Origin of the sequence: Streptomyces alkaliphilus (assembly GCF_014141535.1) — a bacterium.
Lineage (GTDB): Bacteria > Actinomycetota > Actinomycetes > Streptomycetales > Streptomycetaceae > Streptomyces > Streptomyces alkaliphilus.
The window spans coordinates 1-2,500 of sequence record NZ_VKHT01000769.1 but is presented as its reverse complement, the minus strand read 5'-3'; the positions used below and the strand labels follow the sequence as shown (position 1 = coordinate 2,500).

Sequence of the window (2,500 nt, the reverse complement as noted above, 5' to 3'; positions counted from 1 at the left end):
CCGCCGCCCCGGTGCGCTGGCGGCCGTGGCGGTTCCGCATGAGCAACGAGCTGTGGGGTTCCCCGACGGCCCGTGACGGGCTGCTGTACGTCTCCTCCTTCGAGGTCCATGCCCTGGACATCGCCACCGGCCGCCGCCAGTTCAAGACCCGGGACGTGGCCTGGCTGACCGAGGTGGCCGGAGGCCGCCTGCTGGCCTCCGACGGTCCCTCCCTGCGGGCCCTGGGCGCGGACGACGGCACCGAGTACTGGAGCGTCGCCCCCGAGGGCTGGATCTACTCGCTGGCCGTGGACCGCGGCACCGTCGTCACCGGAATCCGGGGCGGCGGCGTGCAGGCGGTGGAGGTCACCACCGGCGAGCGGTTGTGGGGCATCGACGGGGCGCAGACCGACTTCGAGACCGCCGACACCGGGCCGGTCATCGCGCACGGCACCGTCTACACCCGCGCCGACGACCGGCTCTACGCCCTGGAGGCGCGGACCGGCGCCGAGCTGTGGAGCCACCCGGTCGGCGACGCCTCCGCCACCGGTGGTGTCCCGGTGCGGCTGCGGTCCGGACCGGACACCGTCTACGTCAGCGCGGGCACCCGACTCTTCGCCCTGGACGCGGCCGACGGCACCGAGCGCTGGCGCTTCGACGCGCCCGCCGCGCTGCTCTGCCCGCCCACCCCGGGTCCGTCCCGGAGGGGCTCTCCCACCGGGGTGTGGGTGGTGGACTACCTCGGCACGGTGTACGCGCTGGACGCCGGGGACGGCACCGAGCGCTGGCGGATCGCCACCGAGCCGCGCAACTCCCCCGAACCGGTGCTGGTCGCCGACGGCCTGGTGCACCTGGCGGCCGGTTCGGCCGTCTACACACTCGACGCGGTGCACGGCACGCCGTGCTGGCGTTTCGGTACCGGCGGGCCGGTGGTGGGCTCCCCGGTGGTCGCCGCGGGGCGTGTGCACTTCGGGTCCGAGGACCACTGCCTGTACACGCTGGACGCGGTCACCGGACGGTTGAGCTGGAAGTTGGAGATGGGTGGGGCGATCACCGGTACGCCCGCCGTGGCGGGCGGGATGCTCTTCGCCTGCAGCCAGGACCGGTGCGTCTACGCGCTGGACGCCGGACGCGGCACCCGTCAGTCCTCCCGTTCCTCCTGAGGGCCGGTCCCGGCCGCGGCGGTCGGATCAGGGGTGGGGGAGCGGGACCCCGTCAATGGTGCCCGGGGGGTCGGCCGGGCTCCCCGGCGGCCCGTTCCCGGACCCGTTCGGTGACGGGTGGAGCGGCGCGGTCAGGGAGGTCGAGAGGGTTCCGGTGGGTCCGCGCCCGGCGGTGGCGGCGACGACGCCGGCGGGCACCTCGCCGTCCGGCCAGGCCCCCGCGACGACCCGCGGGTTGATGGGACGTGACACCGGTGGCAGCGGATCGGTCCGCTCCCTCACCAGCCAGGGGCCCGGCATGACGGCCGCCGCCGCCACCAGCAGTCCACCGCCCAACAGGGTCAGCGGGGCTCCCGGTCCCAGGCCCTCACCACCCACCAGGAGGCTGTTCTCCAGTCGGTAGGTGTGCGCCAGCCACAGCGAGGCGAGGCCGAGTCCGACCGCTCCGGCCAGACCGAGCAGCAGACGGGAGCGGAGCATCAGGCCCAGCACGGCCAGGGTGCCGGCGGCTATCAGCAGCGGGAGGAGCCCGGCCGCCGCGCCGACGACCTCCTCCGGCGAGGGCGCGGCGCCGAACACCTCGGCCGGGGGGATCTCCCGGCCGAGCCGGTCGCCGTACCAGGGGCGGAAAGGGCCCAGAACGACCGTCGCCGCCCCGATGACGGCGAGCGGGACGGCTGTGAGCGAGCGAATGGTCACGGACATGCCTCCTCACGGGCATCCCCGACGCCGCCCGGGGCGTCAGTTCTCGTCACCCGACGCTAAGACGGGGGACCGACCGGCGCGCGCCGGAGGCGCCATTCGAGGGTTTCGCGCCCGGGGGCCGGGCCGCGTCGTGCCCGGGGGCCTTCCCCGGCTTCCCGACCGTCGCTTTCCGGGATTCCCGTGTTTCCCGCGTCCGCCGGTTCCCCCGACACACGCGCACGGGGCCCGGTGGCCCCCCCTCCCGGCCACCGGGCCCCGCCCGTGGGTCCGGTCCGGCGACTCCCCCGGGGCTGCCGGACCGGACCTCTCGGATCGCCCTCCCCCGCCGGGCGTTCCGTGTGTGATGAGCATGGCAGGGGGGCATAAACGATCGATAAACGCCCGGGACTCCTTCGGGCCCCGCCGGCCCGGTCGGACCGGCGGGGTGATCGGTCAGGCCGCCGGGATCGAGGTCACGTGGTTGTCGTCGGGGACGACCGGTGCCTTCGACACGTCCAGCGGGCCGAGGCCCAGCACGACGGCGGCGGCCAGCGAGCCGATCAGCCCGAGAACGGCGGTACGGAACACGGGGGTACCTCTCCTTCTTTCCTTCGTGGTGCCCGGGACCGGCCCGACGGGGCGACCCGGGCGTTCCTCGGTGGGCTCCCCGGTCC

The 2,500-nt window shown here is 75.2% G+C and carries 3 protein-coding genes; 1 reads left to right on the top strand and 2 read right to left on the bottom strand.

From position 1 onward, the window contains the following. A partial coding sequence (locus FNQ90_RS19560) for a PQQ-binding-like beta-propeller repeat protein (protein WP_182607562.1) occupies positions 1–1,142 on the top strand: 1,142 nt, incomplete at its 5' end. 27 nt (positions 1,143–1,169) lie between these two features. Here FNQ90_RS19560 and FNQ90_RS19555 read toward each other — a convergent pair. Together FNQ90_RS19555 and FNQ90_RS27590 are read right to left on the bottom strand one after the other, a co-directional pair. Then, a complete protein-coding gene (locus FNQ90_RS19555; RefSeq protein ID WP_182607561.1) occupies positions 1,170–1,841 on the bottom strand; it encodes a hypothetical protein in 672 nt (223 codons plus the stop codon). Positions 1,842–2,279: 438 nt separating this feature from the next. After that, the coding region (locus tag FNQ90_RS27590) for a hypothetical protein (RefSeq protein ID WP_228471408.1) at positions 2,280–2,500 on the bottom strand (221 nt) is incomplete at its 5' end.